Raw genomic sequence first — 25,869 nt, forward strand, 5'->3', positions numbered from 1 at the left:
GAGGAGTTATGGTTATGACAATGGCGGATCTCCCTTCAATCAATTATCAACAGGAGATTGACGACATCCGGAAGAGATGGAAGTTTGACTTTGTATCTCTAGCTCTCGTCCAGCCGGCCGAAGATCGGTTTGTATTAACGTGGCAGTATGTGTCCGGGAACATGAATGACCGGTACAAGCGGATTGTGCTCCATTCAGGCAAAGGCGTTGCCGGGATCGTTTTTAAAACAGGAAAAGCAATACTGCTCCAAAATGTGAACAGCGATATCGGCACAAGGGACTTGTTCAATTATCCTATTATTGTGTCAGAACAGTTGAAAAGCCTCGGGGCGTTGCCGCTATGGGAAGGGGCGCGTGTCGTTGGCGTGCTGTTAGTCGGCTTTCGCAAGGAGAATGTTTTAAATCAACCATCGTTTGCGAGCTTCCAAGAAAGCTTAGGCTCGACGTTTGGAGCTTTTCAGATCAGGGAGGTGTCACAGCCTTGAAAACGATGACCGGGGAACACTTGAGCGAATTGATGAACAAGCTGTACCGGAATAGCATGGAGGCTATGATCTTCATCGATGAAGAAGGCAACGTGATTGATATGAATCCCGCGGCGGAGCAGATTATTGACCCGCAAGTCATTAGGCGAATTCGCGCCGGAACTGACGAATCGTTCTGTCAAACTTGCAAAGGCTACACGGATGAACAAGAACTGATCTCTTGTGCCAATTGCTACCTCGATTATCCCCAAGGAGAGTTTTCATCCTTTCAATTGTTTCTTAAGACAAAGGATGGGGCTGTCGTTCCGTTTGCCGCGAGCTACCATACGATTGACGAGGAAGCTGGCGTGCGGGTGCTCATGTTGCTGGATCTGACGAAGCAGCAGAAAACGCAGGAGATGCTACAGCGCAATCATATGCTTAAATATGTCATTAAAGCACAGGAGGACGAGCGTAAGCGGATTTCTCGGGAGCTTCATGACAGCGTAGCCCAGGAACTGTTAAGCTCACTCGTCGACCTGCGTGTTGTCAAATATATGGATGTCGGGGAAGATGTGCTGAAGAAGCTCCAGCATACCGAGCAATCTTTGACACGGCTGCTCGATGACATCCGCCATTTAGCGGTGGAGCTGCGCCCCTCTTCGCTAGATGATCTCGGGCTGGAAGCAGCCTTTCGCTCCCATTTTAAGTGGATGGAGAAAAATTACGGACTGCTGGTGAAGTTTTCCGCAGAGCTTGCCGCAGCTCGCTATGGAAGCGAAATTGAGACGGTCGTTTATCGTGTATGTCAAGAGGCCGTGCTTAACGCCTTGAAGTATGCAGAAACTGATGAGGTCTACGTGCGGCTGTGCGAGGAGCACGGTCAGCTTCAACTGGTGGTTAGAGATGAGGGCGTGGGATTTGATATGGTCATTAACGAAGCAAAGGGAACTGGACTCGGTTTGTATGGAATGCGTGAGCGGACCGAGCTGGTGGGCGGTCAGTTTACGATCCACTCCGCCGTGGGCGAAGGGACTACTGTTCAGCTAAGCATCCCGCTGCCGAAGATAAAGGAGAAACGGGAGGTGGGGGCATGAAAATTGTCATTGCAGACGATCATGCTGTCGTTCGAAGCGGGTTTTCTATGATTTTGAACTATCAGCCGGATATGGAGGTGGTAGCCACCGCAGCCGATGGCCTGGAAGCCTACGCAATGGTGGCAAGGCATCGTCCAGATGTGCTGCTAATGGATTTAAGCATGCCCCCCGGGGAAAGTGGGCTCATTGCCACAGGCAAAATCAGCAGCGAGTTTCCAGATACGAAAATTATTATTTTGACCATGTATGATGACGAGGATTACTTGTTTCATGTACTCAAGAATGGAGCAGCAGGGTATGTGCTCAAAAACGCGCCTGATGACGAACTCCTATCGGCCATACGAACGGTTCATTCTGGTGGCACTTATATTCATCCTCAAATGGCTACTTCTTTGGTCCGGGAATTCATAAAAAAAGACAGCGAAAGGGCCGAGCAAGATCTGTTCAACGGCTTGTCCCAGCGAGAGGTTGAAATATTGCCGTTGATTGCAAAAGGCTTTGGGAACAAGGAGATTGCCGAGAAGCTGTATGTATCCGTCAAGACCGTCGAGGCGCATAAGGCTAAAATCATGGAGAAGCTTAATCTGAAGAGCCGGCCGGAGTTGGTTGAATATGCGTTGAAGAAAAAACTGCTAGATTTTTAGAGCCGTGTGCTACACGGCCATTTATTATGTTAGGGATTGGCAGAATCTTCGTTTATCTACTTCTTTTTAAAGGGCTTTAGGGAGTCTGTTGATAAGATCATAGGGAAGTTCCTTGGTAAGAATCAGGGAACTTCCCTATTATGTTTGTGAATAAATTCACTTAAAATAAGAGACGGGGATCAAGCGCAAGAGCCATTCATTATGCACAGAAAAGGTGATGAGAATGATCAATAAGCTGCAGCTACCGCTGCAAACGATGAATCTAGTACTAGGGTTTATGGTGTGGGTAATCATCTCGGCGCTGTTGCCCTTTATACAGGAAGATATTGCAATTCCCGCCGATCGGGTTGCTATCTTAACCGCAATCCCTGTTGTTCTTGGATCGGTTCTACGGATTCCTCTCGGCTATTACGCCAACGTCGTGGGCGCGCGAATGGTGTTTATCACTAGTTTTATTCTGCTATTGTTTCCGGTTTACTTTATCAGCATCGCGACAAGTTTTACCCATCTCGTGGTCGGGGGATTGTTTCTTGGTATCGGAGGAGCGGTGTTTTCGGTGGGGGTCACTTCGTTACCTAAATACCATCCGAAGGAAAAGCTAGGTCTAGTAAACGGCATATATGGAATGGGCAATTTGGGGACGGCGATCACGACATTTGCAGCGCCAGTCATTGCTACGCAGATCGGCTGGTCAGCTACCGTCCAACTATACTTAATTTTGCTGCTGGTATTTGTTGCCCTAAACGCCGTCTTCGGCGACCGCAAAGAAACGAAAGTCAAAACCCCGATTATGGAACAGGTCAAGGGTGTATATAAAAACGACAAATTATGGTATTTCTCACTCTTTTATTTCATTACGTTTGGCTCTTTTGTGGCCTTCACTGTCTATTTGCCGAATTTTTTGGTCAGTCACTTCGAGCTGCCGAAAGTGGATGCAGGGCTGCGGACCGCAGGCTTTATCTTGATTGCAACGTTTCTCCGTCCCGTTGGAGGGTGGCTTGCCGATAAATTCAAGCCTTTGTTTTTGCTAATGGGGGTATTTATCGGTATGACATTGGCGGCGGTGGTGCTGGCGTTTTCCCCATCACTCGCTTTGTATACGGTTGGATGTCTGACGATAGCCGTTTGTGCAGGTCTTGGCAACGGCATTATTTTTAAGTTGGTGCCGTTTTATTTTAATAAACAAGCAGGCATTGTCAATGGAATCGTATCGATGATGGGCGGTTTGGGTGGATTTTTCCCGCCGTTGATGCTCTCGTTCATCCATTCAGTGACAGGTCAATACTCGATTGGATTCATGGCTTTATCGCAGGTTGCGCTCGCCAGCTTTGTGCTAGTCGTATGGATGTATTATCAGGACAAATTGACTGTTGCTTCCCAAGTGTTCAACTCGACTGGTCAAGGCATTTTGGTGACTGATGCTAAAAAGCGCATACATGCTGTGAATCCCGCCTTTACGAGATTGACGGGTTACGAAGAAGAGGAAGTATTGGGCAGGAATCCAAACTTGCTTAAATCAGGGCGGCAATCATCGGCATTTTATCAGATCATGTGGACGGAAATTATGGAGAAGGGCAGCTGGCAGGGTGAAATTTGGAACCGCAGAAAGAATGGGGAAGAGTATCTCGAACTGTTAACCATCAATGCTGTAAAGGACGAAACCGGGGACATCGTTCATTATGTCGGCACCTTCAGCGATATTACAGATCACCCCCCAAGGAAGCACGCCTGAGTCAAATGAGCAAGCTAGGGGCGACAAGCACGCTCCACTCGGCTGAAAAAGGGGGGCGAAGAGATGAAAAAAACAAAAGTGGTCCTTCCACGAGAGCATGGCGGCTGGGCGATGATCAGCGTGCCCTATATCATCGGCATGATGGCCGCACAGCCCGTGTTGCTCCATCTGCCGCTCTTCCTTGCCTGGCTGTTGCTGTATTTAGCTTCCTATCCATTGTTGCAAGCGTTAAGGAGGGGGAGCAAGAAAAGAAGCTGGTTAAAATGGGGGTTCGGCTATGCTGCCAGCGCTGCTGCGTTTCTCATTCCAGTCGTGCTGCTGGAACCTTTGTTGCTAGGATTCGCGCCTGTACTGCTTGCATTCATGATGGTCCATATCTGGCACGTTCGCCGAAAAGCGGAGCGCGCGCTATTCAATGATATTTGTGCGATTCTGCTGTTCTGCACTGGAGGTGCAGCCGCTTATTTTCTAGGTGGAGGCAGGTTCGATAACGGGCTTACGGCTGTGGTTCTGTTTAATTTCCTCTATTTTACCGGGACGGTGTTTTTCGTAAAATCCGTATTTCGTGAGCGGAAGAACAGGCCATATACATACTACTCGAAGATCTATCATGTTGTCATTTTAGCGGTGCCATTGTTGTTCGGCAATCCATGGCTGAGCCTGGCGTATTTATTTCCACTGCTGCGCGCCCTAAAGTTTTCCGGTACAACCATGAAACCAATGAAAGTGGGCATTCTGGAAATTGTCGACGCCGTTCAGTTTCTTATTGTGGCAGTGGTGATTTTTCTATCAGTCTGAAAGCCCTCTTAAGGGCTTTTTTCTGTTTACTCAAGGGAGCCCGATCATTCACAAAGAAATACCGTAAAGCTTAAAAAACTCCTATTTATCCGAACGAGAAAAGCGCGTACACTCATTTATGAAAGGGTTTTCATTAATGAGGGGGGAGCAAGCATGAAGACGAAAATCACTTATTTATGTTTTGGCATGCTCACGCTGGTGCTTGCTGGGTGTAGCGAAGAGTCAAACCAAAAGGAAAGCTCAGTCGAACCAGTCGCATCTGCAAATGAGTTGCCACAAACGTTTGAAGAGCCGGTGACGCTTAATGTCATCAAGCATGTGTCGGGCGATATTTTCTTTCGCGACGGGGAAACGATAGAAGACAATGTCCACACAGATTGGGTCAAAGAACAATTTAATATTGACTTGAATTATTTATGGACAACGAGTGGGCCAGGGGAAACCTTTGACACCAAGCTACAGCTAAGCATGTCAGCTAATGAAGAATTGCCGTCGATTTTAGCATTGCGCAGCGATATTACACAAGATCTCATTGATTCTGGCCGTGTGATGGAAGTCGGTGAACTGTTTGACAAGTATGCCTCAGACACATGGAAAGAAGCAATGGCCGCTGATCCACACGCTTGGGATCCCTATATCCGTGAGGAAGGGCGGATGGCTATCCCTATTTTGGATTACGAGATGAATGGCGATTCGGTCTTGTTTATCCGCCAAGACTGGATGGACGCCCTTGGGCTCGAACCTCCAGAAACGATGGATGATATCGAAGAAATTATGGATGCTTTTGTCAATGAAGATCCGACTGGCACTGGCGAGAAAACGTATGGGCTAGCTGTTGGGTTTGCCAATGCTTTAAACACATGGATGTCTGAAGTTGATTGGGTGTTTGGCGCCTATGGCGGCATGCCTGACCAGTGGAATTTAGCTGACGATGGTACTTTAGAACATGGCTCGGTTCAACCAGAAATAAAAGAAGGACTGGAAACCATGAGGCGGTGGATGGAGAAAGGCTATATCCATCCAGAGTCAGGCCTTTGGGACGAGGGCAAAGCGGCGGAACTGTTCACGTCTGGGCGAGCCGGCATCATTGCTGGTCCTCATTGGATGCCTGACTGGCCTTTAAGCGAGCTAAAGCAAAATGTAGAGGGTGCTGAGTACCAGGCTTACGACATTCCAAGTGGTCCAGACGGGCAAAAAGGGCGTTCTACTGGAATTTCATCTCACAATGGGGCAGTGATGATCAATGCGAACGCGACAGAAGAAGAAATCCAAGCATTCTTTGTTTACCAAAATTATTTGTTTGATCATTTTGCCAACCCAACTGAAGGTAGCGAATTTGAATATGGATTTGCAGAAGGCTACGACTACGTCATAGAAGATGGGGAAGTGAAATACAGCGATGACGACATTCCTGGCGGCCGCATTGATCCTGTAAAATATACGCTTACATTTGACGGAGCGCGGATGCCATCGCTTTATATTAAAACACTTGCTGATTTTGCCAGAGGACAGGAGCCAGAAACGCCGTTCCAAAAGAAAATGTACTTACAATACCCAGAACTAGCCTGGGAGGGAGCACGGATTGTCGTAGATGGGGAGGATGCTCAAATTCCAAGCATGTTTACGGGAGCCCCGACTGACACCATGCTCCAAAAAGGCGATACGCTTGATAGTTTGCTAAAGGAGAATTTTAGCAAAATGATTTATGGAGAAAAACCAATTGATGATTTTGAGTCTCTTGTTGACCAATGGAAAGCTTCAGGTGGCGATGATATGACAGCGGAAGTGAATGAATGGTTTAAATCGGTTCAAGAAAACAAAGAGTAAAAAAACAGCTCTCCTCTGCAAGCTGAATAGGTTGTATCCTAAAAGCGAAGGAGGAGAGCCAATAAAATGAAGCAATTATCTTTGTTTCAAAAAATGGTCGCTAGTATCGTTTTATTGCTGTTACTGGTTATGGCCCTTTATACGTACTTTTATTATGTTAGCGAACAAGTTGTCCGTGAGGAAGTGCACTCCCGTAATTTAAGCCGCCTTGAAGTGACAATAAACAGGTTGGAGGCAGACATCTGGCAGCTTTCGCAGTTTTTGATCGCGCTTAGCATTGATTCAGATGTAGACAAGCTTCGTAATATCGAACTGATGAGCCCCTATGAGGCGGTTGTGAATAAAGATGCAGTCCAGCAAAAACTCCTTCTTTATCAGCAACTTAGCAACATGCTTGTCGATGTAAGTGTCTATTTGCCTGATGGCGAACGTACGATTTCGACAATGCCGCAAGTGCCAGAACAGCCTGGGGCGCTATCACCTTCGTGGACGTATGTGGATGCTGGACCACATAATGACCATGCTAAACCGTATTTTATCCAACATTTTCAGTACCCAAGCCAAGGGAAACCTGTCGGCAACAATGTTGTCATTGAGGCAAGGCTTTATGCGGAAAGCATACGAGCCCATTTGCTCTCACTAGAGTCTTCTGGGGAAGAAACCGCTTTGTTTTACAACAAAGACCATCATGCGATTGTTTCGGCCGGCAATCACGAGGCCGTGATTGAAAAATTTAACCAACATGGCGGCAATCAAAGGGAGGGGATGTTCACGTATGAAGAAGATGACAATGAATACGTTGTCACCTATGTACAATCTCCTTCACTCGGCTGGGCATTAATTGACGTTGTCCCTATGGAAAAGGTATTAGAGCCGATTAAAACGACGCGCTTGTGGTTTTATGTGACTGTAGCGATGCTCTTGTTTTTTGGTGTTGCGGCTGCATGGCTTTTATACACGCAAATTCATCGGCCAATCGACAGGTTAAAAGATGGGATTTTGGCGTTTAAAGGAGCCGACTATAGCGTGCGGATGAAAGTGCCTAAGCAAAAAGAGTTCGCCATTGCAATGAATGGATTTAATGAAATGGCTGAACAAATACAAACATTGATTGAACAGGTGCTTGCTGAAAAGATCCGCTCTCAAGAGGCATCGTTGAAGCTGTTGCAAGCACAAATTGATCCTCATTTTTTATACAATTGCCTGTTTTACATTAAAAATATGGCAAAAGTGAATAACACCAATGCTGTGGAAGCAATGGCCCTGCATTTAGGTGATTATTTCCGCTATCGTGTAAAAGTGGAGGAAGAAAAAACAACGATAGCAGAAGAAATAAACCTTGTTGAAAATTTTTTGGCGATCCATGCGCTGCGAAAAAGGCGTTTGCACTATGACATTGCAGTTCCGGATGAAATGAAGACGATTACGATTCCCCGGCTCATAATACAACCGATTGTTGAAAATGCGATTGTCCATGCAATTGAAAACATTGAAGGCGATGGATACATCCAAATTACCGGTGAAATAAGCGGGGATAATATCTGCCGCCTGACAGTAGAAAACAATGGCCCGAAACTTGGCGTAGGCAAAATCAATCAATTACAACGAATGCTTGAAGAGGACGTACTTTCTGAAAGTTACGGCATGCGCAACGTCCATCAACGTTTAAGACAGACATTTGCTGGCCGCTCTGGCCTCGTGCTATCGGAATCAGAGCTCGGCGGTTTAAAAGTCGAAATTTTATTCGAACAGGAGGTCGTCTGAATGGATGATACAGGGAAATCGTTCGAATTGCTACTTGTTGATGATGAGGAAGCAACGGTGCTTGGTTTATCGGCTTTGCCATGGGAAACGCTTGGCATCAACCGTGTACATTGCGCATGTTCAGCAAGCGAAGCGCTAGCCTCTTTGGAAAAAGGAAATGTAGATGTTGTTGTGACCGATATTAGAATGCCAGGAAAGTCAGGCATTGATTTGCTCGCAGAAGTGGAAAAGAGTCCACATGCACCAAAATGTTTATTGCTATCTGGTTACGCAGAATTTGCCTATGCGCAAGCAGCTATTCAAGCCCAAGCAGTTGATTATTTACTAAAGCCAGTCAGCGACGAGGAACTAATGCAAGCGGTTGGTCGCGCTTTGTCGATACGGAAAAGCGAATTGGAGAAGTTGCAGTTGCAAAAGCGTTCAATGGAAGCGATTCGCAACAACATTGGCGATTATTTTGAACAGGTCATAGCACCGTGGCTGTCCAGTAAAAAGAGCACTTTTGAAACCAAACAAGAGCTAAAAAGCTACGGCTTGCCAACGGATACAAACATAAAAGCACTATGGTTATTCGTTCATATTCATAAGGAGCCGTCAACGGACGATGTTGATGGAATGAAATCGGTGCTGGCCAGCAATCTAACGAAAATAACGGCAACAGCAACATTCAATCTGTACAAAAACCTCTATGCCATATTGCTTTATCCTCTCCGCACGCAGGGGGATGAATCGCTTTTAAACGCAGTGAAACCGCAAATATTGTTGCTGAAAACGCAATTACGAAAACAATGCCAGGCACCTATCACATTGACTACCTCGCTGCCATTTTTGTTCTGGGAAGAAGGGCCTAAGATTTACCAAAGCTTCCTTTCAGGGACATCGCCATTGGTTCAGGAAGTTCGCCATAAAAAAGAACAGCTGGCCGTTCGCGTTTATGAATATGTAGAAGCGCATTTTTTTGAACAGCCTAGCTTGCAGGAGGTAGCAGATCACCTCTTTTTAAACGCGGCCTACTTATCGAAGCGGTTTAAAGAAGAGACAGGCGAGAAGTTTAGCGATTACATCCATCGTCTACGCATGGATCGTGCGGTGGAGCTCCTTGCAGAGACAAATATGAAAGTTTCGCAAATCGCAAAAAAACTTGGCTACAAAGATGCATCTTATTTTATCAAAGTATTCAAGAGAGAGTTTCATATGACCCCACAAGAGTTTAGAAGCAGGTAAAGGAGTGAATTGCGTGAAGTCAGCTCAGACAGAAGGGCAACCGCTGCCGACTTTGTTGAAGAAAAAACAATCATGGGACATGAAACGGAATTGGCCGTTGCATGTCCTCGTCATGCCTGCCATTTTATTAGCCATCGTTTTTAACTACATCCCATTGGGCGGCATCATTATGGCTTTCCAAGAATACAAACCTTGGTTTGGCTTTGCCGGCTCAGAATGGGTTGGATTTGAACATTTTCAGCGAATTTTTGCATTTAGTGAAGGCAGGCAAGTGATTTGGAATACGCTTGTTATTTCTAGTTTTAAAATTGTCTTTCAACTGGTGATTCCGATCATGTTTGCCTTGCTGTTAAATGAAGTAAGGGTTATGGCGTTAAAACGATCGATCCAAACACTCGTGTATTTGCCTCATTTTCTTTCATGGGTGATTTTAGGTGGCATTTTGTTAGATTTGTTGTCGGTCGATGGCGGTTTAGTGAACCAAATCCTTGCTAGCATTGGCATTAATCCAATCTTCTTTTTAGGCGATGGCGACTGGTTTCGCGTAACCGTCATTGCCAGTGATGTCTGGAAAGACTTCGGTTTTTCGGCGATCGTCTTTTTAGCTGCCCTTGCAGGGGTTAACCCGAGTCTGTATGAAGCAGCAGTGGTTGACGGTGCCAATCGTTTTCAGCAAGTGCTTTATATTACGTTGCCTGCGCTTTTGCCTATTACAATTGTAGTAGCGACTTTGGCGCTCGGTAATATTTTAAATGCAGGGTTTGACCAAATCTTTAACTTATATAATCCGCTGGTATATGACAAAGGCGATATTATTGATACGTATGTGTATCGGCAAGGGTTAATTGGCGGTAATTTTAGCTATGCAACTGCCGTTGGCTTGTTTAAATCAGTCATTGCGTTCATCTTGATTGTAATTGGGTATCGCCTTGCCTACAAATACGCAAACTACCGGATTTTTTAGGAGGGGTGGCATGCATTACCGCAGCCGGACATACCGAATTTTTTCTGTGTTTAATATTGTCTTTTTACTGGTGCTTAGCGCCATTTGCATCATGCCACTTATCCATATACTCGCCGTCTCCTTTAGTGCGCCCGCTCCCGCCAATGCCAATCTTGTCCGTTTTTGGCCAGTCGACTTTACGGTGTCTGCTTGGGAGCAGACGTTTGGCAACCAAAACTTTTTGCGTGCGTTATGGAATGGCGTCTTTCGGACAGTCCTTGGCACCATAATCAGCCTCGTCACGATTACACTTGCCGCTTATGCACTTTCAAAAGAAGACCGGGAATTTAAAGGCAGAAAAATGTACATGTATGCACTTGTGTTTGTCATGCTTTTTAATGGCGGCCTCATTCCCACGTATATCCTCGTCCAAAATCTTGGCTTGATCAATACGATTTGGGCCCTTGTCTTACCTGGAGCTGTAAATGTATTTAATCTGATTTTGTTGTTAAATTTTTTCCGAACAGGCGTGCCAAAGTCACTGGAAGAGGCCGCTTTTATTGATGGGGCGGGCCACTTCCAAATATTATTTAAAATTTATTTGCCTATCTCTTTGCCAGCATTGGCGACAGTTGGGCTGTTCACCATGGTAGGCCAATGGAATTCATGGTTTGACGGGCTCATTTATTTGACTGACTCCACCAAGTATCCGTTATCGACATTTTTGCAAACAATTATTGTCCAAAATGATTTTTCACAGCTCAATGTCAATCCTGATGAAGTGAAAGCATTGTCTGAGAGGACAGTCCGTTCTGCTCAAATTTTCATTGGCGCACTGCCGATTATCATTGTATATCCATTTTTGCAAAAGTACTTTGTCAAAGGGATTGTGCTTGGTTCGGTAAAAGAGTAGAGTTTGTCTACAGTCTGAGACGGGCGCTATCGGCGCCCGTCTTTTTTTAGTGCATACAGTGCCTTTGTTTCCGCTGCCATATTAGCGCCATGGACGAATTCGTAAAAGCCAGGGGCGTTCATATTTTCGATCACAGGCATTTTTTCAAAGATTTTGAGCTTGATTTCCTGTTCTAAATCTTCGCGGTTAGCCGGGTCTGTTGAATAGAGGCTTTTTTTTATTTTTAAATCAAAGGCTGCCAAAATTGTTTCATAGTCCTGGTATTCTTTCGCCATTAGGGCATGCCTCCTTGTTTTTTCGTTTGCCCTGCAACTTTTTGTTTCAGCAGTTCGAGGCCTCGTTTTTTGTTGTAAGAAACACGCTGTTCCGATATAGCAAGCCGCTTGGCAATGTCTTTATTCCGGTATCCATAAAAGAACGAGTAAACGAGCACTTCACGTTGCAAAGGCTTTAGTTCCTGGAAGGCCTGTTGCAGTACCTCGTTTTCAAATAGCTCCTCATAGTGCCCGTCCTCTTCTTGAACGAGTTCCGCATCTTTAATGACATCGCCAGCTGCCAACATATCAAGCAATGTCGTTTGTCCATTGTGGAAGAGGGCATCTAAGGAAAGCAGCTGTTGTTCGTTTTTACGGATACGCTTGTCAAAATCGACAGAATAGCCAGCTATTAAGCGGCTAATATAATGGATCACTTTAACACGGACGAAAAAATGTTTAAAAGCCTCGTCAAGGATTTGCTTGTTTTTAGATGTTGGTTCGTTTACTGCCTGGGTGTAAAGCCGTTTGTTTTCCGGATCTTCTAAAAACCTAGAAATGATCGGGTTCCGGCAAAGTTCTTCTTCATACGATTTCATGAGAGTGCCTCCTTGTCAGTCTTTTTTGTATAAAGAGAAAGCTATCCAGAAAAAATCAAAGAAAAAATAAAAAAGGCGAACATGCTTTCGTATAATCGAGTATAACGAACATACGTTCCTAATGCAATTCGTTTTCGATTGGGAAATCTGTACCACAATTTTTTACAAAGAATCAAAAAAGGGCATGCTATACTTTTTTAGGAAGGAACGAGATGGAGGAGATGAAGTGGAAGAGTGGCTGCTTCAACTAATGGAACAATTCGGTTATTTGGGAATTTTCGCGTTGATTGCATTGGAAAATGTGTTTCCGCCGATTCCGTCAGAAGTGATTTTGACATTTGGCGGGTTTATGACGCAGCAAACGGAACTTAGTAAAACAGGGGTCGTCCTTGCTGCCACAGGCGGCTCGCTGTGTGGAGCGCTCATTTTGTTTGCCGTTGGCAGATGGCTTGATGTGAAGCGGATGGAAGTGCTGATTGATCGGTACGGGCATGTATTACGATTGACGAAAGAGGATGTACGGAAGGCTGATCGTTGGTTTGATCGCTATGGTCCGTGGACGGTGTTGTTCTGTCGCCTGATTCCCCTTATCCGTAGTTTAATATCGATTCCAGCTGGCATGTCAGGAATGAACATTTGGCTATTTATTTGCTTAACGACACTTGGCACGGCTGTTTGGAATACCATTCTTGTTCATTTAGGGGCTTCTGTTGGTGAGAACTGGCATGATATTGTTGAGGCGATGAGTGTCTTTTCAGACGTCGTTTATGTAGGAATAGCGATTGCTGTGATAGCGATCCTACTATGGTATATTCGCTTGCGCACGAAAAGGAAATAAAAGACGCGATTTTGCATGTTGCAAATCGCGTCTTTTGCCTTAACGGTATTCAGGCAAATAATTGCCATGTGCTTCGATTAAATCGTCACATAAGCTAACAATGTCATCGAGGGACAGTTCGGAAGACGTATGGGGGTCGAGCATAGCAGCATGGTAAATATGTTCCCGTTTTTTTGTTATTGCCGCTTCAATCGTTAATAACTGTGTATTAATGTTCGTCCTGTTTAGAGCAGCCAGTTGCTCTGGAAGCTCGCCAACATAGGTAGGCGTAATGCCAGAACGATTGGCAACGCATGGTACTTCTACACACGCTTTATCAGGAAGATTGGCGATTAAGCCACCTATATTGAGAACATTTCCACCGAACATAAATGTTTCACCTGTCTCCATCGCTTCGATGATTCGAGATCCATATTCGATCGAACGTTCATGGGTAATTTGAGCATTGTCGACAAGATCTTGCTTCATTTGCTCCCATCGTTCAATTTGGCTGACGCAGCGCCGTGGGTATTCATCCAAAGGGATATTGAGGTCGTCGATCAGCTCAGGATAGGCTGATTTAATGAAATACGGATGGTATTCGGCATTGTGCTCGGAAGACTCGGTTACATAGTAGCCAAACCGTTCCATTAGCTGAAATCGTACCATATCGTGGTGTTTTTCTTTGTTTTTCTCTTTGGCGCGCCGTTTGATTTCAGGATATAAGTCTTGGCCGTCTTTTTTCACTTCAAGGAGCCAAGCGACATGGTTAATGCCAGCAATTTTTTCCTCAATCCCTGTATGGTCCATTCCAAGATGTTTAAATAAGTCACGTGTACATACTTGAACGCTATGGCAAAGGCCAACATTTTGCACGTTTGTGTAGCGTGAAAGCGTGCCAGTTAAGACAGCCATTGGGTTCGTATAGTTTAAAAACCAAGCGTTTGGCGCCACTTCTTCAATGTCTTGGGCAATATCAAGCAAAACTGGAATGGTACGCAATGACCGGAACAAGCCGCCAATTCCGATGGTGTCGCCGATTGTTTGGCGCAGGCCATACTTTTTAGGGATTTCAAAGTCAATGACTGTGCTTGGTTTATAGCCGCCAACTTGAATGGCGTTAATAACATAGGAGGCGCCGCGTAGCGCTTCTTTGCGGTCGTCATAGGCTTTTATTGTGATCGTTGAGTTTAAGTTATTTTTTAAGTGTGTAAGCAATGTCTGTGATTCCGAAAGCCGCTGCTTGTCAATGTCATAAAGCGCAAATTCAAATTGTTGCAGCGCCGGCACGTGCATGCAATCACCGAGTACATTTTTCGCAAAAATGGTGCTGCCTGCGCCGATAAACGTAATCTTTTTCATGGCGTTTCCCCCTTTGTTCCATTTATCCATAGTATAGAGAGGCGGCTGTGAAAACAGTAGAAAATTGCTGTTTGATTTATGGATAATATTGCGCTTTCATAACGGTTGTCTTTATACTGGGAGAAAGGGGGGAGCGCAATGTCGAAAACAAGTGAAAACGTTTCCTATGGCTTTCGTTTTCAGGAGCAGCCTTATCCGTTTGTCATGAATTTATGGAATGTTGGTTGGGAAACACAAACCGATCAAGCTTATCGTTGGGATGGCACAAAACGGATGGAACGAGAAAAAATTGTGTTTCAATACACGCTTTCAGGCTACGGAGAATTGGTCCATGAAGGGACACTTTATAAAGTGGAAGCGGGCCAAGCTTTTTTCGTTTCGTTGCCAAGTGCCCATTGTTATTACTATCCAGAAGAAGAGACAGAGCCGTGGGAATTTCTTTATGTCACGATTGAAGGAAAAGAAGCATTGCGTATGCAAAAACATATGGAGAACAAGTACGGGCCCGTTTTTTCCTTACAAAAAGACAGCGAACCAATTCGTCGTTTGTTTAAATTGTATGCCGAAACGGCAGCTGGAGAAATCCAAGACTCCTATACAGGTTCACAAAAAGCATATGAATTTATACTGTCGTGTTTCCGCTTTCTAGAAGTTCCTCCGAAACAAGTAGTAAAAGAACCCCTTGCAAGAGCAATCCGTTATATTGAAGCGAACTATGCAAGACCACTGACATTAGAGGAAATCGCACAAGAAGCAGGCTGGTCGAAATATTATTTTATTAAGCAGTTTAAGACAGAATTAAACATTACGCCAATGAACTATGTAACGATTATCCGCATTAAAAAAGCGGCCTCTTTGCTGGCGCAAACCGATGACACCATTGCGGAAGTGGCTTACCAAGTCGGAATGGATGACCCCAATTATTTTACAAAAGTATTTAAAAAGACTGTAGGCGTATCTGCTAGCAAATTTCGTAAAAACGAAGACAACCATTTAATTGATTACATTGTCACAGAGTGGTAAGAGAGACCACATCGATAGAAACCGTGATTAACTATTTCGATCTTGTTCTTTTGTTTGGCGTTTAAATGGAGGAGTGGGCTTTTGGCAAGCCTTCCCACCCTACATGACATTTGTCATGTAACGCTCCTGACAGATGTGACTGTAAATGGCTGATTGATTTTCGTATCATGAATCCATACAGAATGACTGGAGGAGTGAGCCATGAAGAGCCAAACAAAACAAATGAACCTTAAACGTAAAGCGGCGACATTCGCGCAAGCAGATACAAGAGCAGGTCTTCTGCAACTTTGTAACACGGTATTACCACTAGCATTTCTATGGGTGGCTGCTTATCAAAGCCTGTCTCTGTCTATTTGGCTGTCGCTGCTTTTCTCGGTAATAGGCGGTGGATTTGTTGTCAGGTTGTTTATTATTTTCCACGACTGTACACACGGTTCTTTTTTTAAACACGCCAAGGCCAATCGGGTGCTAGGGACATTTTTGGGCATCATTACTCATTTCCCTTTTGAAAAGTGGAAGCGGAGCCACGCGATGCACCATGCGACTAGCGGAAATCTGGATAAGAGAGGCACAGGCGATATTTGGTTGTTAACGATTGAGGAGTATGAACAAGCCTCCATCTGGAAAAAAGCAGCGTACAGGTTATACCGCAACCCGCTTATCATGTTTGGGCTTGGGCCACTCTATTTGTTTTTAATTGAAAATCGGTTGAATAAAAGAGGGGCGAAACGTAAGGAGCGTTTCAATACACATGTTACCAATGTGGCAATAGTGGCGCTATATGCAGCCGGCATTTGGTTGCTTGGCTGGCAAGCGTTTCTTTTGGTGCAAGGGCCGCTTATGTTTATTGCGGGTGCAGCCGGTATTTGGCTTTTCTACGTTCAGCATCAGTTTGAAGATTCCTATTTTGAAAATGAAGCCGAATGGGATTTTGTGAAGGCGGCTGTGGAGGGCAGCTCTTATTACAAGTTGCCGAAGCCATTGCAGTGGATAACGGGTAACATTGGCTTCCACCATGTCCATCATTTAAGCCCTAAAGTGCCTAATTACAATCTGGAAAAGACACACCAACAAGTGGTGCCATTACAAAAAGCCACTACCATCACCCTTGCGACAAGCTTAGCGTCACTAAAATTTCGCTTGTTTGATGAGAAGAATAAGACGTTCGTTAGTTTTGGAGACTTTAAAAAGATGAGAAAGATGAAGCTGGCGGCCCATCGCTCCTTATAATGAATCCGTGTAGGCTATCTAATGTTCGATTAGAATAGCCTTTTTTGTTTGCGGGGAAGGCTATTCAACGCGCTACTTGGTATACTAGAGCAAGGAGGGAATACAGTGCAAAATTGGTTTCATATTTTTCCTAAGAATACGGGCTTAAGCCTCTATGTTTGGATTATCTTTTGTGTCTTGCCCTTTTATTTTGTGATTTCATCGGCAACGTTTATTGAGATTACAATCGGCAGCATTATGATTATGCTGTTTTTTACAACATACCGACTGTCTTTCATTAAAAAAGGCTGGACGATGTATGTGTCGGTGGCAATTGAAATGGCCATTAACATTGGGATGACGGTTTATTTTGGGTATATTTATTTCGCTTTGTTTCTGGCCTTTTTCATCGGGAATGTACAAAACAGAAAAGGGTTCTTTGCTATATATGCTGCACATGTAACGACTACGGCTGCTGCCACAACGATTGGCTTTTACATTCAGAATGAGACGTTTATGGTTCAGCTCCCATTTATAGCCATTGCGTTAATTGGCGTTCTCTTATTGCCGTTTACCATTTCGAACCGCCATAAACGGGAGCGACTTGAAAGTCAGCTTGAGACAGCGAATGAAAAAATAGCACAACTGTTATTAGCGGAAGAACGGCAGCGGATTGCCCGTGATCTCCATGATACGCTTGGCCAAAAGCTTTCGTTGATCGGTATTAAAAGTGACTTGGCGAGAAAGTGGCTACCGATCGATCAAGAAAAAACCAATATAGAGTTACAGGAAATTCAAAAGATCGCCCGAACCACTCTTAATGAGGTGAGAGAGATTGTATCTGATATAAAACGTAGCCGTTTAAGTGATGAAATAGCACGGATAAAAGAAATTCTTACGGCGGCGGAAGTGGAGTTGAAGATAAAAGGGGAAGATGATGCATTGTTGAAAAAACCACCTCTTCTTGAGAATGTTCTATGTATGTGCCTTAAAGAAGCGGTGACCAACATCGTGAAACATAGCGGAGCGGATAGGTGTACGATTACATTTGCCCAGACACCGACAGAGTTTTGCATGGAGATAAAAGACAATGGAAACGGCCTCACTGGCAAGACAGATGAGAAACAGGGCGGGCTCCAAGGAATGAAAGAAAGGCTAGAATTTATTAATGGGGACTTGCATTACGAGTCGCAAGACGGATTCTTGGTGGCTATGCGTGTTCCAGTTACCGGTGAAAAAGACGGAGGAAGTGTACAATGATTGAAATTGTCATAGCTGAAGACCAACAAATGATGTTAGGGGCTCTGGGAGCGCTTCTTGATTTTGAAGCTGATATGAAAGTGGTTGGCAAAGCGCACAACGGCGAAGAAGCGATTAAATTGGTTAAAGCGTTAAACCCGAATATATGTATTATGGATATTGAAATGCCTGTCATGGATGGGTTAGATGCTGCTTATGAACTGAAAGACCACTCCTGTCGAGTCATGGTGTTGACCACCTTTGCACAGCCAGGCTACTTTGAACGGGCTCGGCGAGCAGGTGTTGAGGGATACTTGCTAAAAGATAGTCCAAGTGAGGATTTGGCTGCTGCGATACGCACGATTATGGATGGGCGTAGAGTTTACGCACCTGAATTGGTTGATATGGTCTACCACAATGAAACGCCACTTACGGAGCGAGAAGAGCAAGTTCTTAAGCTTATTGCCGAAGGACGCACGACCCAGCAAATTGCTGATGAGCTGAAGATAACAAACGGAACGGTGCGCAATTACGTGTCGGTTATTCTCGATAAACTCGAAGTCGGCAACCGGATTGAAGCGATTTCGTACTATCAGAAAAAAGGCTGGTTAAGATAGCAGAACAGGAGCCGCATTAGGGGCGAAAAGGATAAAAAGAACCGCCCTGGATCAGGACGGTAAGTTGTTGTCACGCTCATTTCCACTCGACATTTGAAAAAGCAGAAACCTAGATTGTTTTTACAGTTTGTCAATCAATGTCGTTGCGACTGTAAAATAAATCAGCAAACTGACGATGTCGTTCATTGTAGTAATGAACGGGCCAGAAGCAACGGCAGGGTCGATTTTCAGCTTGTTGATAATGATAGGGACGGTAGCGCCAATGACGGCCGCGACGCTTAAGGCAAAGAAAAGGGAGATGCCGACAATAAAAGCAAGCAAGAAATTCCCTTTGTAAAACAAACTAATAATGCCCATAAGGACAATCATGCATGTAATGCCAAGCATAATGCCTGTACCAAGTTCCCGCTTCACTGTTTTCATAACGCCGCCCCGCTCAAACGAGCCGGTGGCAATCCCGCGGACGGCTACAGCGAGTGACTGTGTGCCGGTGTTGCCGGCCGTTCCCATTAACATCGGCATAAACGCTGCCAGTAAGACGACTTGCTCGAGTGTTTGTTCAAACTGGCCAATAATATTAGCCGTAATCAAACCAAAAAACATGAGGAGGATCAGCCAAGGCGCCCGTTTTTTCGCGGCGGTAAAGGCGGTCAACGACAAGTCGGTGGCGCCCCGGGAAGCAGTAAACTCGCCAAAGTCTTCCGTAATTTCTTCCTCAAGGACGTCCATCACGTCATCGACGGTAATAATGCCGACGAGGCGCTTGTCTGGCGTCACGACTGGAACGGCGAGAAAGTCGTATTCTTGGATCAGGCGGGCAACGTCTTCTTGGTCTTCATTTTCGTTGACCGATACGACTTGTGTGCTCATAATCTCGTCAACCGTCATTTCTGGGACGGCGATAATGAGGTCACGTAATGAGACAACGCCAGCAAGACGTTGGTCTTTGTCAACCACGTATAAATAATAGATCGTTTCCGCATCCGGTGCTGATTCACGAAGTTCCTCAATGACTTCCTTGGCGGTTGATTCGACGGACAAGCGCACAAATTCTTTAGTCATAATCGCGCCAGCTGTTTTTGGCGCATAGGCCATCAGTTCTTCGACTCGTTTTGCCTCTTCCATATCCATGGAACTTAAAATGTCTTTAGCTCGTTCCGGTTCAATTTCAGCGAGAAAGTCGGCAACATCGTCGGCAGACATGTTATTGAACATCGAAACAGCGTATTGATAGCTGAGGCCTTGGAATACCGTGAGCTGGTCTTCAAGCTCAAGTCCTTCAAACAAATCGGCGAATTCCGCTGGGCTTAAAAATAGCAGCACTTGCTTTTGTTGTGCCACTTCAATTTCATGGAACAACTCGACTTGGTCTGCGGGATGAAGCTCTAGAAAGGTTTCCCGAAAAGCGCGGAGATTCCGGGAGACGAGGTGTTTGACGATTTGTTTTTTATATTCATTTCGTTTCCGATCGGTTTTTAATTGATCCATGTGTATCCCCCCTAAACGAGAGGGCTGCTTCCACGTGGCGCAGGAGGAACCCTCTCCATTATTTTATTTATGATCATTCGATAACAGCCTAACCTCGGATTGGGCAAACTATCCATCCCACACCACCACCTTTTATAAGAAAATGAAAAAACACCTCTATGGAGGTGTTCGAACACATGATAAATAAACGCGAATAAACGCGCATGCGTAAAAATAGCCTCCATTCGTAGAGCTTTAGCACTGTGCGGCATAGGCTATTGCCAGCTACATTAAAAACCACCTTATGTCGATGGTTTCTGTTGACCCATTGGCGTCTTTGGACATTTTTGGGTAGCAGCGTATCTCCTGCACAGGAGCCTCACCTAACGAGGAATATATCGTTTTCTTGCATGCTTCACTTTACAACTGTTAAGCGGCAATGTCAATCGTTTCTTTGTTGAAAATCGGAAAAGCCGATGAAAATGGAATGAAAGAGAAAGCGAGAAAAGGAAAAGAAAGCAGAGGCCATTCTTGCGCAAACGAACGCAGTAGAAAGACGAGTCTTGACGAGGAACGGGCTGTTGCTGCGAGCTGTTTGGAAAAGCGGCTTTTGTGCCGCCCCCCCATCAAGGAAGTTGAGCGGCATAGTAACCGATTTTCTTTAATTGATCAATGAGCTGGCGTTTTTCTGCCTCGTCAAGAGAAGCAAAGATGGTGTCAATTGCTTCAGCATGGCGGGGAAAGATGTCAGCCATCCAATCATGCCCTTTTTCTGTAAGGGAAACAAACGTCACACGCCGATCCGTTGGGCATGGCTTGCGGACAATCATCCCTTTTTTTTCAAGCTTATCAACGACATAGGTAATGCTGCTGCTAGCAATCAACACTTTTTCGCCAATTTTTTGGACTGGCTGTTCGCCTTTTGAATAAAGCAACTCTAGCACGGCAAACTCGGTTGGATTAAAACCGTGTTTTTTAATATCGGCAATCGCTTTTATGCGCACAGACTGAAGCGCTTTCGTCATCACCGTAAACAGCTTCAGCGAATCTGTTTGGCTTTGGTTCAATGGATTCACCTCGAAATTAATCATCTCGAATTAGAAATTATAATAACGCAGCTCTTGGTAGCTGTCAATTACGGATTTTGTAAATCTATGAGGAAATGTCTGCAATGAGCTGATATTTTTGAATAAAACATTTATACTGTAGTAAATGCACTATGGGCTTTCCCAAAAAACTAATGGCATTCTGAAAGGATGACAGAAATGAGAAGCGTACTAACCGTAAAAGAACAACGCAATATTTTAAGAGAAGAATTGGGCAAGTGTATTAATAAGGTTAAAGAAATGAAAGTCGACGAACAAAGTTTTAAAAACATGAGCCAACATGACCAGCAAGTTTACATTTACCTAGACCGGACGATGCAACGTTTGCGCACGCAAATCAATGCATTGGAATTCGTGTTGAATGAAGATACGGAGTTGATCGACCCTTACGCTGACCGTGCAGCAGAAAAGTTGAACATTAACCGCGACAGCATCTTTAACGCTAAACCAGCTAAAGCAGCAGAGGGCGATTACGAGCTAGATATGAGTAAATTGGAAAAGCATTAAAAGAAGGGGTACCCTTCTTTTTTGTTTTGCTAGATTCATGTTAATGCTTTTTCATAAGCAAAAAACGGGTCTTTTTTATTCGGATAGTAAAATGTTCCGACTGGTTTATACCCGAGTTTGGCAAACAGCTTTTGCGCTTTCTTGTTTTTCGAGTATGTATCCATTTTCAAAGAAGCCAAGCCTTGCTCGCGGCAATACGATTCGGCGAACTGAACCAATTTTACAGCAACGCCGCTTTGTTGGGCAGCTGGGTCAACAACTAAACGATGAAACGTTCCGGCTGTTTCGTGTTTCGTTTTCCAGCTTAATTGGGACTCGTTAAATTCAACTGGAAGGTTTTGATCAATTGAAATGGAACCAACAATCCTCATGTTTTCTAGATAAACATAAAGAGTGCCTTGTTCGATGTCTTCCTGAAAATGGGCAGCTGTAGGATAGGCGCTCGTCCATTGATCGCTGCCTTCTAAGTTCATTTGCTTGGTTGCATCGATGGCGATTTGCTCGATTTGTGGCAAATCGTTCAGCGTGCCTTGGCGAATCATTGCATCTCACTCCACTCTATTAGGAAATACGTCGAGCCTAATTTAATAGGAACAGTATGGAAAAAGCGCTCTAAAAATACCATAGGTGTGTTGGAAAAGCAAGGCATCTGGTAGCGCTTGCCAAGCTCTATTTTAATGTCATAGCTGCTCGTAATGGAAACGCTGTGCACGTTAATGCAATCATCGCCGACCTTTGCCTAGTCTCCCCCAATTAAAATGTCCCAATCGCTCTTTCATTTTTCGATTTTTTTAAAAGTGTTATCATGCAGTTGAACATTTGAATAAAGCTGGTCTACAATGAAATAGATAGAAGCTAAAACGAGGAGAGTTGCACAGCATGAGCGATTTGAAAAATTTGTCGACGGCGGAACTGGAGTTAAGAAAAGAAGAATTGGAAAAGCAATACAACATGTACAAAATGGAAAACATACAGCTTGATATGTCAAGGGGAAAACCTGGACCAGAACAGCTTGACCTTTCACATGGCCTCCTCCGTGCTTTATCGGAAGAAGATGTGAAAGCAACCCACAATGGCGATATTCGTAATTATGGCCAGCTGGATGGAATTCCTGAAGCAAAGGCGCTCTTTGGCGAGTTGCTCGGCGTACAAGCAAGCAACGTATTTGTCGGCGGCAATTCGAGCTTGTCCCTCATGCATGACGCGGTCGCCCGCGCGGTGTTGTTTGGGACAGGTGAGGGACAGACGCCGTGGGGAAAGCTGCCGAAAGTGAAATTTTTATGCCCATCCCCTGGGTATGATCGCCATTTTGCCATTTGTGAATTATTTAATATCGATATGATTGTTGTTAATATGACCGCTGAAGGGCCGGATATGGACCAAGTAGAGGCGCTTGTGGCCAACGATGAAACGATTAAGGGCATTTGGTGCGTGCCTAAATATAGCAACCCTAGTGGAGTCACTTATTCAAATGAAACCGTTCAACGTCTAGCTGCATTGAAAACCAAGGCTGAAGATTTCCGCATTTTTTGGGACAATGCCTACGCGTTTCACCATTTGACAGACACACCAGATGAACTAGCCGATATTTTTGCTGCTTGTGCACAGGCTGGCTACCCTGATCGCGTTTACATGTTTGCATCCACATCGAAAGTGACGTTTCCTGGAGCAGGCATTTCTGCCTTCGTTAGCTCAGAAGCCAACCTTGCTTACGCTAAAAAGCAGCTGTCAGTGCAAACGATCGGATACGATAAAATCAACCAGCTTCGCCATGTGCGCTTCTTTGAGCAAATTGGCGGCGTTGGCGAACTTATGAAACAACATGCCCAACTGATCAAACCAAAATTTGATCAAGTCAACCGCACACTAACAGAGGAGTTAGGCGGAAAAGGCATTGCCGAGTGGTCCGAACCGCAAGGAGGCTATTTTATTAGCCTTGACACGCTAGATGGCTGTGCAAAGCGCGTTGTCTCTTTGGCGAGAGAAGCTGGTGTTATTTTGACAGGTGCTGGAGCCACATTCCCTTATGGAAAAGACCCGCGTGACCGCAACATTCGGATTGCACCAACATTCCCGTCTGTTGAAGAGTTGAAAAAAGCAATGGAAGTCGTGTCTGTCTGTGTCGAACTGGCTTCTGTGGAAAAGTTGTTAGCTGCATGAACATTAGAAGGCTAGAAGCGGGCGAACCGTTGCCATGGACACTCTTGCTATTGGCAGATCCGTCTGAAAAACTTGTCCAAGACTATTGCCAGCGGGGCACATGCTATGTAGCAGAGGATGAAGAAGGCACGATTATTGGCGAATATGTGTTAGTGCCGACCCGACCAGATACGGTTGAACTCGTCAACGTCGCTGTGGAAGAGGCACACCAAGGCAAAAAAATCGGGAAACAGCTTGTGTCGCATGCGGTAGCAACAGCAAAAAAACAGGGTTATAAAACGATTGAAGTAGGGACAGGGAACTCAGGAGCGAGCCAATTAATGCTTTATCAAAAATGTGGGTTTCGCATCACTCATGTGGACCGTGATTTCTTTGTGCGTCATTACGAAGAGCCTATTGAAGAGAACGGTTTGCCATGTGTCGATATGATCCGCTTGTCGCAAGACTTATAGATGTAAAAAAGGCAGCGAATTTAGCTGCCTTTTTTGTGTTATCGACAAAGTCAATCGTATTATCAGACTAAAACGGGCGTTCTTCTTGTTGGTCGGTCAATAGCAATGGGCCGTCTTTTGTGATTGCGACCGTGTGCTCGTATTGGGCAGACAATGTGCCGTCAACTGTCCGCGCTGTCCAACCGTTAGCATCAAGCGTGCTGTTGTACTTGCCGATGTTTACCATCGGTTCGATCGTAATGACCATTCCTTCTCGTAAGCGCAGTCCTTTGCCTTGAGCACCAAAATGGAGCACTTGTGGCGGCTCATGCAACGTTGGTCCGATTCCATGGCCAGTGAAGTCGCGGACAACGGAATAGCCTGCTTGCTCCACATGAGATTGGATCGCGTAACCGATGTCGCCTAGGCGGTTGCCTACGTGTGCTTGTTCAATCCCTTTGTAAAGGGCTTCATGGGTAATTTTCATCAAATCTGAAGCTTGTTTGGATACATTCCCCACCGCGTAAGTCCAAGCTGAATCGGCAAGGGCGCCATTAAGGTTAAAAACAGAGTCAATCGTGACAATATCCCCTTCATTTAAAGGCTGTTTTCGTGGGAACCCATGGCAAATTTCATCATTGATTGACGCGCACGTGGCGTATTTATAGCCGTTATAGCCTTTTTGTTCCGGGGTTGCGCCATGTTTTTTTAAGTAGGATTCAACGAAGTGGTCAATTTCTTCTGTTGTCACTCCAGGTTTGATCCGTTCCGCAATTTCTTTATGGCAATCGGCTAGCAATTTCCCCGCTTCATGCATTAGCGCAATTTCACGCTTCGATTTAAGTGTTATCATCGTATCGCCTACTTTCTTTCTTAACATATGTGCTTATGGTTGGGCACGTTCACAATAGTGATGCATTCTTCATTAGTGTAACGCATTTTTGCAAAAGTAGGTAGCAGAGAGGGTGCTTTTTCCAATTTCGTGGGAACGAAAACAATGTTTGTAAAGGTTAAACGAACGTCCACGCCGGAAACGAGTTGTAAATGGCCTGTATGTTGCATAAACGTAAGTGTAGGCAAAGCAATTGGTGTATTCCATGCAGAAGACCTTATCCTTGCAAAGTTTAAATCTTTCTGGCTATTATGGACTGGAAAGAAATGCGTATACAGCAATTGGCGCTAGAGGAGGTTATATCGATGGATGATCGTTTGTTTAAAGCGGCGATGGGAAAGTTCGCCACAGGCGTCACTGTTGTATTGACGAAGTGGGAAAATGACAACCATGGCATGACAGCAAATGCATTTATGTCTGTTTCCCTAGAGCCGAAGTTGATTGTCGTTTCAATTGCTAATAAAGCGAGAATGAAACCGATTATCGAACAATCCGGAAATTATTCGGTCAATATATTGGCCACAGGCCATGAAGAATTGTCTATGCATTTTGCCGGGCAAAAAGAGTTGGCCCATGTCGACTTTAGCGAGTTTGCAGGCATTCCCGCGATAAAAGGGGCAATTGCGACAATTGCCTGTGATGTTCACGATACTGTCGTGCAAGGTGACCACACGTTGTTTTTCGGCAAAGTGAGGGATGTGCTCGTTACAGACCGAGAGCCGCTTGTTTATTACGAAGGAAAATATAAAAAAATCTAACGTACAAGCGGTAGTCTGGGGC

26 protein-coding genes and 1 riboswitch are annotated in these 25,869 nt (G+C 44.9%); of the genes, 19 read left to right on the forward strand and 7 right to left on the reverse strand.

The annotated features are described in order from the left end of the window. Window positions 1-14: 14 nt before the first annotated feature. The 10 genes from V5G21_RS12980 (at window position 15) to V5G21_RS13025 (ending at window position 11,406) form a co-directional block, all read left to right on the forward strand. Window positions 15-485, forward strand: coding sequence for a GAF domain-containing protein (locus tag V5G21_RS12980; protein ID WP_095236874.1), 471 nt, complete (start codon window positions 15-17; stop codon window positions 483-485). Beyond that, entirely contained in the window at window positions 482-1,561 is a 1,080-nt protein-coding gene (locus V5G21_RS12985) for a PAS domain-containing sensor histidine kinase (protein ID WP_011245575.1), read from the forward strand. Before V5G21_RS12980 ends, V5G21_RS12985 begins: the two co-directional genes overlap by 4 nt. Further along, complete coding sequence (locus V5G21_RS12990) at window positions 1,558-2,205, forward strand: response regulator transcription factor (RefSeq protein WP_011245576.1); 648 nt, start codon at window positions 1,558-1,560, stop codon at window positions 2,203-2,205. Before V5G21_RS12985 ends, V5G21_RS12990 begins: the two co-directional genes overlap by 4 nt. A gap of 223 nt (window positions 2,206-2,428) precedes the next feature. Next, a complete protein-coding gene (locus V5G21_RS12995) occupies window positions 2,429-3,937 on the forward strand; it encodes a nitrate/nitrite transporter (RefSeq protein ID WP_035205049.1) in 1,509 nt (502 codons plus the stop codon). A gap of 63 nt (window positions 3,938-4,000) precedes the next feature. Beyond that, entirely contained in the window at window positions 4,001-4,735 is a 735-nt protein-coding gene (locus tag V5G21_RS13000) for a YwiC-like family protein (RefSeq protein ID WP_107588585.1), read from the forward strand. Between the two features lie 153 nt (window positions 4,736-4,888). Continuing rightward, window positions 4,889-6,562, forward strand: a complete 1,674-nt coding sequence (locus tag V5G21_RS13005; RefSeq protein ID WP_011245579.1) for an extracellular solute-binding protein — start codon at window positions 4,889-4,891, stop codon at window positions 6,560-6,562. Between the two features lie 66 nt (window positions 6,563-6,628). Next, on the forward strand, window positions 6,629-8,326 hold the full coding sequence (locus tag V5G21_RS13010; RefSeq protein ID WP_338464814.1) for a sensor histidine kinase: 1,698 nt from the start codon (window positions 6,629-6,631) through the stop codon (window positions 8,324-8,326). Then, window positions 8,327-9,550 carry a response regulator transcription factor gene (locus V5G21_RS13015; protein ID WP_011245581.1) on the forward strand — a complete coding sequence of 408 codons (1,224 nt, stop codon included), beginning with the start codon at window positions 8,327-8,329 and terminating at the stop codon, window positions 9,548-9,550. Between the two features lie 79 nt (window positions 9,551-9,629). Continuing rightward, entirely contained in the window at window positions 9,630-10,514 is an 885-nt protein-coding gene (locus V5G21_RS13020; protein WP_095236888.1) for an ABC transporter permease, read from the forward strand. Between the two features lie 10 nt (window positions 10,515-10,524). Next, window positions 10,525-11,406, forward strand: coding sequence for a carbohydrate ABC transporter permease (locus V5G21_RS13025; RefSeq protein WP_035205038.1), 882 nt, complete (start codon window positions 10,525-10,527; stop codon window positions 11,404-11,406). 26 nt (window positions 11,407-11,432) lie between these two features. Here V5G21_RS13025 and V5G21_RS13030 read toward each other — a convergent pair whose 3' ends face one another. Then, window positions 11,433-11,681: a hypothetical protein gene (locus V5G21_RS13030; RefSeq protein ID WP_011245584.1), complete on the reverse strand. Its 249-nt coding sequence runs from the start codon at window positions 11,679-11,681 to the stop codon at window positions 11,433-11,435. Further along, window positions 11,681-12,259, reverse strand: coding sequence for a sigma-70 family RNA polymerase sigma factor (locus V5G21_RS13035; RefSeq protein ID WP_269029279.1), 579 nt, complete (start codon window positions 12,257-12,259; stop codon window positions 11,681-11,683). Before V5G21_RS13035 ends, V5G21_RS13030 begins: the two co-directional genes overlap by 1 nt. A gap of 226 nt (window positions 12,260-12,485) precedes the next feature. Here V5G21_RS13035 and V5G21_RS13040 point away from each other — a divergent pair, with 226 nt between their 5' ends. Beyond that, the gene (locus tag V5G21_RS13040) at window positions 12,486-13,097 is read left to right on the forward strand and encodes a DedA family protein (protein WP_035205035.1); all 612 of its coding nucleotides are present in this window, start codon (window positions 12,486-12,488) and stop codon (window positions 13,095-13,097) included. 39 nt (window positions 13,098-13,136) lie between these two features. Here the strand turns inward: V5G21_RS13040 and V5G21_RS13045 are convergent, their stop codons facing one another. Then, a complete protein-coding gene (locus V5G21_RS13045; RefSeq protein WP_035205032.1) occupies window positions 13,137-14,438 on the reverse strand; it encodes an alpha-glucosidase/alpha-galactosidase in 1,302 nt (433 codons plus the stop codon). A 138-nt stretch (window positions 14,439-14,576) separates the two neighbouring features. Here V5G21_RS13045 and V5G21_RS13050 point away from each other — a divergent pair, with 138 nt between their 5' ends. From V5G21_RS13050 to V5G21_RS13065, 4 genes are all read left to right on the forward strand, one after another. Then, window positions 14,577-15,461, forward strand: a complete 885-nt coding sequence (locus V5G21_RS13050; RefSeq protein WP_035205029.1) for an AraC family transcriptional regulator — start codon at window positions 14,577-14,579, stop codon at window positions 15,459-15,461. A gap of 201 nt (window positions 15,462-15,662) precedes the next feature. Next, window positions 15,663-16,691, forward strand: a complete 1,029-nt coding sequence (locus V5G21_RS13055; RefSeq protein WP_011245589.1) for a fatty acid desaturase — start codon at window positions 15,663-15,665, stop codon at window positions 16,689-16,691. A 105-nt stretch (window positions 16,692-16,796) separates the two neighbouring features. Continuing rightward, a complete protein-coding gene (locus tag V5G21_RS13060) occupies window positions 16,797-17,930 on the forward strand; it encodes a sensor histidine kinase (RefSeq protein ID WP_325956099.1) in 1,134 nt (377 codons plus the stop codon). Then, window positions 17,927-18,526, forward strand: a complete 600-nt coding sequence (locus V5G21_RS13065) for a response regulator transcription factor (protein ID WP_011245591.1) — start codon at window positions 17,927-17,929, stop codon at window positions 18,524-18,526. Before V5G21_RS13060 ends, V5G21_RS13065 begins: the two co-directional genes overlap by 4 nt. Before the next feature lie 120 nt (window positions 18,527-18,646). Here the strand turns inward: V5G21_RS13065 and mgtE are convergent, their stop codons facing one another. Beyond that, a complete protein-coding gene (gene mgtE, locus V5G21_RS13070; RefSeq protein ID WP_011245592.1) occupies window positions 18,647-20,014 on the reverse strand; it encodes a magnesium transporter in 1,368 nt (455 codons plus the stop codon). A 212-nt stretch (window positions 20,015-20,226) separates the two neighbouring features. Next, a riboswitch (M-box (ykoK) riboswitch) is annotated at window positions 20,227-20,391 on the reverse strand. 228 nt (window positions 20,392-20,619) lie between these two features. Then, entirely contained in the window at window positions 20,620-21,084 is a 465-nt protein-coding gene (locus tag V5G21_RS13075) for a MarR family winged helix-turn-helix transcriptional regulator (protein WP_151210669.1), read from the reverse strand. 174 nt (window positions 21,085-21,258) lie between these two features. Here V5G21_RS13075 and V5G21_RS13080 point away from each other — a divergent pair, with 174 nt between their 5' ends. Further along, window positions 21,259-21,606, forward strand: a complete 348-nt coding sequence (locus V5G21_RS13080) for a hypothetical protein (RefSeq protein ID WP_011245594.1) — start codon at window positions 21,259-21,261, stop codon at window positions 21,604-21,606. A gap of 35 nt (window positions 21,607-21,641) precedes the next feature. Here the strand turns inward: V5G21_RS13080 and V5G21_RS13085 are convergent, their stop codons facing one another. Further along, the gene (locus tag V5G21_RS13085) at window positions 21,642-22,148 is read right to left on the reverse strand and encodes a GNAT family N-acetyltransferase (protein WP_035205024.1); all 507 of its coding nucleotides are present in this window, start codon (window positions 22,146-22,148) and stop codon (window positions 21,642-21,644) included. Between the two features lie 337 nt (window positions 22,149-22,485). On the opposite strand from V5G21_RS13085, the gene V5G21_RS13090 reads away from it, so the two are divergent. Together V5G21_RS13090 and V5G21_RS13095 are read left to right on the forward strand one after the other, a co-directional pair. Beyond that, window positions 22,486-23,766, forward strand: coding sequence for an aminotransferase class I/II-fold pyridoxal phosphate-dependent enzyme (locus V5G21_RS13090; protein WP_035205022.1), 1,281 nt, complete (start codon window positions 22,486-22,488; stop codon window positions 23,764-23,766). Next, the gene (locus tag V5G21_RS13095) at window positions 23,763-24,218 is read left to right on the forward strand and encodes a GNAT family N-acetyltransferase (protein WP_011245597.1); all 456 of its coding nucleotides are present in this window, start codon (window positions 23,763-23,765) and stop codon (window positions 24,216-24,218) included. The genes V5G21_RS13090 and V5G21_RS13095 overlap by 4 nt, the downstream gene beginning before the upstream one ends. Window positions 24,219-24,285: 67 nt before the next feature. Here V5G21_RS13095 and map read toward each other — a convergent pair whose 3' ends face one another. Then, the gene (gene map, locus V5G21_RS13100) at window positions 24,286-25,050 is read right to left on the reverse strand and encodes a type I methionyl aminopeptidase (RefSeq protein WP_035205020.1); all 765 of its coding nucleotides are present in this window, start codon (window positions 25,048-25,050) and stop codon (window positions 24,286-24,288) included. Window positions 25,051-25,394: 344 nt separating this feature from the next. Between map and V5G21_RS13105 the strand changes: the two genes are divergently transcribed. Then, window positions 25,395-25,847: a flavin reductase family protein gene (locus tag V5G21_RS13105; RefSeq protein ID WP_011245599.1), complete on the forward strand. Its 453-nt coding sequence runs from the start codon at window positions 25,395-25,397 to the stop codon at window positions 25,845-25,847. Window positions 25,848-25,869 lie beyond the last annotated feature (22 nt).

Source organism: Shouchella rhizosphaerae, assembly GCF_036700015.1.
GTDB lineage: Bacteria > Bacillota > Bacilli > Bacillales > Bacillaceae_D > Shouchella > Shouchella rhizosphaerae.

Bases quoted from the DNA above. Each gene is read 5' to 3' on its own strand.
- V5G21_RS13005 (WP_011245579.1), top strand. From the start codon at position 4,889: ATGAAGACGAAAATCACTTATTTATGTTTTGGCATGCTCACGCTGGTG.
- V5G21_RS13090 (WP_035205022.1), top strand. From the start codon at position 22,486: ATGAGCGATTTGAAAAATTTGTCGACGGCGGAACTGGAGTTAAGAAAA.
- V5G21_RS13075 (WP_151210669.1), bottom strand. From the start codon at position 21,084: ATGATTAATTTCGAGGTGAATCCATTGAACCAAAGCCAAACAGATTCG.
- V5G21_RS13085 (WP_035205024.1), bottom strand. From the start codon at position 22,148: ATGATTCGCCAAGGCACGCTGAACGATTTGCCACAAATCGAGCAAATC.
- V5G21_RS13045 (WP_035205032.1), bottom strand. From the start codon at position 14,438: ATGAAAAAGATTACGTTTATCGGCGCAGGCAGCACCATTTTTGCGAAA.
- map (WP_035205020.1), bottom strand. From the start codon at position 25,050: ATGATAACACTTAAATCGAAGCGTGAAATTGCGCTAATGCATGAAGCG.
- V5G21_RS13030 (WP_011245584.1), bottom strand. From the start codon at position 11,681: ATGGCGAAAGAATACCAGGACTATGAAACAATTTTGGCAGCCTTTGAT.
- mgtE (WP_011245592.1), bottom strand. From the start codon at position 20,014: ATGGATCAATTAAAAACCGATCGGAAACGAAATGAATATAAAAAACAA.
- V5G21_RS12980 (WP_095236874.1), top strand. From the start codon at position 15: ATGACAATGGCGGATCTCCCTTCAATCAATTATCAACAGGAGATTGAC.
- V5G21_RS13020 (WP_095236888.1), top strand. From the start codon at position 9,630: ATGAAACGGAATTGGCCGTTGCATGTCCTCGTCATGCCTGCCATTTTA.
- V5G21_RS13035 (WP_269029279.1), bottom strand. From the start codon at position 12,259: ATGAAATCGTATGAAGAAGAACTTTGCCGGAACCCGATCATTTCTAGG.
- V5G21_RS13065 (WP_011245591.1), top strand. From the start codon at position 17,927: ATGATTGAAATTGTCATAGCTGAAGACCAACAAATGATGTTAGGGGCT.
- V5G21_RS13050 (WP_035205029.1), top strand. From the start codon at position 14,577: ATGTCGAAAACAAGTGAAAACGTTTCCTATGGCTTTCGTTTTCAGGAG.
- V5G21_RS12990 (WP_011245576.1), top strand. From the start codon at position 1,558: ATGAAAATTGTCATTGCAGACGATCATGCTGTCGTTCGAAGCGGGTTT.
- V5G21_RS13095 (WP_011245597.1), top strand. From the start codon at position 23,763: ATGAACATTAGAAGGCTAGAAGCGGGCGAACCGTTGCCATGGACACTC.
- V5G21_RS13105 (WP_011245599.1), top strand. From the start codon at position 25,395: ATGGATGATCGTTTGTTTAAAGCGGCGATGGGAAAGTTCGCCACAGGC.
- V5G21_RS13055 (WP_011245589.1), top strand. From the start codon at position 15,663: ATGAAGAGCCAAACAAAACAAATGAACCTTAAACGTAAAGCGGCGACA.
- V5G21_RS13000 (WP_107588585.1), top strand. From the start codon at position 4,001: ATGAAAAAAACAAAAGTGGTCCTTCCACGAGAGCATGGCGGCTGGGCG.
- V5G21_RS13015 (WP_011245581.1), top strand. From the start codon at position 8,327: ATGGATGATACAGGGAAATCGTTCGAATTGCTACTTGTTGATGATGAG.
- V5G21_RS12995 (WP_035205049.1), top strand. From the start codon at position 2,429: ATGATCAATAAGCTGCAGCTACCGCTGCAAACGATGAATCTAGTACTA.
- V5G21_RS13010 (WP_338464814.1), top strand. From the start codon at position 6,629: ATGAAGCAATTATCTTTGTTTCAAAAAATGGTCGCTAGTATCGTTTTA.
- V5G21_RS13025 (WP_035205038.1), top strand. From the start codon at position 10,525: ATGCATTACCGCAGCCGGACATACCGAATTTTTTCTGTGTTTAATATT.
- V5G21_RS13080 (WP_011245594.1), top strand. From the start codon at position 21,259: ATGAGAAGCGTACTAACCGTAAAAGAACAACGCAATATTTTAAGAGAA.